Origin of the sequence: Mycobacterium sp. (assembly GCF_052144515.1) — a bacterium.
Taxonomy (GTDB): Bacteria; Actinomycetota; Actinomycetes; order Mycobacteriales; family Mycobacteriaceae; genus Mycobacterium.
In genome coordinates this window covers 1-2,784 of record NZ_JBKQQD010000083.1, presented here as the reverse complement: position 1 = coordinate 2,784, position 2,784 = coordinate 1, and the positions used below count along the sequence as shown (strand labels likewise).

The following is a 2,784-nucleotide window of genomic DNA, read 5'->3' as shown; positions in this document are numbered from 1 at the left end:
TGGCGCACCGCAATCACGGCCATGGGGTCGAATCCGGCCTGACGCGCCGCTTCGAACCACATGCCAGACAGCGCCGTTATCTTCGGGTCCTTGATGACCACGAGCGGCGCGGCCGGCAACGTGGTGAGGAACGCCCGGATCTTGGCGATGCAGGCGGCCTTCTCAACGGCGTCGAAGGCACCTTCCTCCTGCAGGCGCAGCGTCGGGTCAAACCCGGCGCTGCCGTGGCGGCGCAGGATTGCTCCGTTGAGGTGGATGGCTGCGCGCGGCTCCCAAAAGCCAGCTGGATACCTCTTGGTGGCGCCCAATAGCCGGGGCGGGAGCGTAGCACCGCACAATGAGAGAACCCGCGTCAGCGCCGACGTTCCGGACCGGGCATAGCCCACCACGAACAAAGCGACCGGGCGGGCCGCAGTTTCGGACTGCGCGGCGGGGGTCACCAGCACAACTTCGTGCTCGATGCCGCGCACGGCGCAGGAGCGCGCTTGGCCCGTGTGGCCGCGTCGAGTCGATCGATCCGCGCCGCCGCCGGACGGAAAAAAGAAGGTCCCGCGGCGCGCTTCCCGGCAGCAAGCTGACGCTTGATCACGACAACACGATAAGGGCCCGACCCTGTCGCCGTCGCAACATGTAGCAAATCTCGGGCGGGCAAGAACGCCAAGACTGATTTTCCTGTGGTGGCCCGCACACGCGGGCCGCGTTTGACCTGACTGGCGAGATCGATCAACGAATTGTTCAACCCTGGACTCGACGGCAGCCATCCGGGGTCCACAAGGGCGCAGGGACAAAAAGCTGCCCAGCCACGAACATATGCAGACATTCCGGGTAACCCAAGGCGGTTTCGACACCAACGTGAGTCTCGGCCCCGGCGTCGTCGAACACGGTTGGGGTCTTCGCCAAAAGCTGGGCCGAGCCGAAGCACCGGAGCTAACCTGATGCGATGAATCGGTTCCACCCCACTGAGGCCCGCGGCGTCGCCCCCCATGACCAGGTGTACGCCCCACCGGGCGTCACGGGCGAATCCTGTGTCGTCGGAGGCTGATCGGTGCCGGTCCGCATACGTCCCGCACGTGCACCCTTTAACGGCCGCGCATCCAACGGTGATGCGAGGCCGGACAATCGGCTCGCCTTGCTCGACCAAGCCTTCTTTGACGGGCATCGCGCCGCCGGCCAGAAGGAAGTCATGCAGGCCGTGTGGGTTTACGAGCACGCTATCGACTTCGATGCGCTGAGGCGTTTACACCACGATCTCGGTTACGCGTTGTTCGGACGGTGCATCGAGCGTTCGCCACTGCCGTTCGGCCGGCATCGGTGGGTTGTTGCAGATCGTGGACCGTCGGACATCGATATCGCTGAGTGCGCCCGTCCACGCGCTGAACTCAGCGACTGGGCTGATGAACGGGCACAACTGCCCCTTGATCCGGAATGGGGGCCCGGCTGGTATCTCGGCGTCCTACCTCTGACGGACGGCTCGACCGCAGTCACCATGGTGGTTTCCCACTACCTGCTCGACGGCATCGGGTCCCTCATCGCGATGGTTAATGCGATCCTGGGCAACACACCCGATCTTGCCTACCCGCCGCCGCGTTCACGAGCTCGACTGCGCGCGGTGGTTCAGGATGCCGGCCAAACAGCCCGCGAAGCGCCTGCAGTTGCCCGGGCGCTTGTCGCGGGGGCAAAAGCGGCCCGCCGTCGCCGGCACGACGTTGCCCGATCACCGGCATCGCGACCCGTCGCCCTCGACGGAGGCGACGGCGATGACCTTGTCGTCGTACCCGGCATCACGATCTACATCGACCTGGAAGACTGGGATGTCCGTGCGAAGACTCTTGGCGGAGCGAGTAACACGCTGGCCGTCGGGTTGGCGGCGAAACTCGGGGAGCGCCTGGGGTTCCGACATGACGATGACGGCACCGTCACCGTACAACTCGTTGCGAGCAACCGCACCGAGGGCGATACACGTGCGGTCGCAGTGTCCTTCACCCGCGTCAAGGTCGACCCGACGCAAGCAACGGCGGATCTGCGTGACGCCCGCGCCGCCATCAGCCAGGCGCTAAAGGCTCTGCGGGAAACGCCGGACGACGTATCAGTGCAGCTCGCTCCGTTGACTCCGTTCACGCCGAAACGCGCGTGGAAACAGCTGGTTGATGGGGCGCTCACCGACCCCGATCACCCGGTAGTTTGTTCTAACTTCGGCGACGTCGGCTCAATCGTGACCCGTCCCGACGGCACCGACTGCGAGTACTTCTACGCACGAGCGACTAACCAAAACGCAACGCGACAGTGGCTTGAGCGAATGGGCGGCCAACTGCAGCTGCTATCTCACCGCGCGCCGGCGCTCGGCAAGTTTTCCATCCACGTCCTCGCCTACCAACCGGGCGCCGAGAACACAAAGCCCGCGTTGCGTGAGCTGGCTGCGCGCACGCTGGCTGAGTTCGAGCTGACTGGCGAGATCGAATAACGAATCGTTCGCGTGCAGGCCGCCCCTGCTGATCTATCTTCTGACAGCGACGTGGTGTGCGCTGGCGGCGCTAGCCTCGATTTTTCGTGCGATGCCGTCGATTCAGTGCGTTGGGCTGCCCCGCGTTTTCCGTACTGCGGATTTCGTGTCCATTTACGCGGCGAGCTGTGAATTCAGGTACGCGGTGCGGACTTCGTGCGGTGAGTGGGGTGGGGGTGCCGATGAGGTCGAAGGCGCGGCGTTGATCGGGGGTGGGTTCGGCCAGGGTGGGCACCGTGGCGTTGGTGCCGTGGTAGTGAATGTCGTTGCGGGTCAGCGTGGCT

The 2,784-nt window shown here is 64.9% G+C and carries 2 protein-coding genes and 1 pseudogene; 1 reads left to right on the top strand and 2 read right to left on the bottom strand.

The genetic code is table 11. The annotated features are described in order from the left end of the window. Positions 1-440 (bottom strand): annotated as a pseudogene (locus ACLP9N_RS04420) (sulfotransferase family protein); the annotation flags it as partial. 605 nt (positions 441-1,045) lie between these two features. Between ACLP9N_RS04420 and ACLP9N_RS04415 the strand changes: the two are divergent. After that, positions 1,046-2,461, top strand: a complete 1,416-nt coding sequence (locus tag ACLP9N_RS04415; RefSeq protein ID WP_442406248.1) for a hypothetical protein — start codon at positions 1,046-1,048, stop codon at positions 2,459-2,461. A gap of 70 nt (positions 2,462-2,531) precedes the next feature. On the opposite strand, the gene ACLP9N_RS04410 is transcribed toward ACLP9N_RS04415, so the two are convergent. After that, positions 2,532-2,784: hypothetical protein (locus ACLP9N_RS04410; protein ID WP_442406249.1), on the bottom strand; the 253-nt coding region annotated here is incomplete at its 5' end.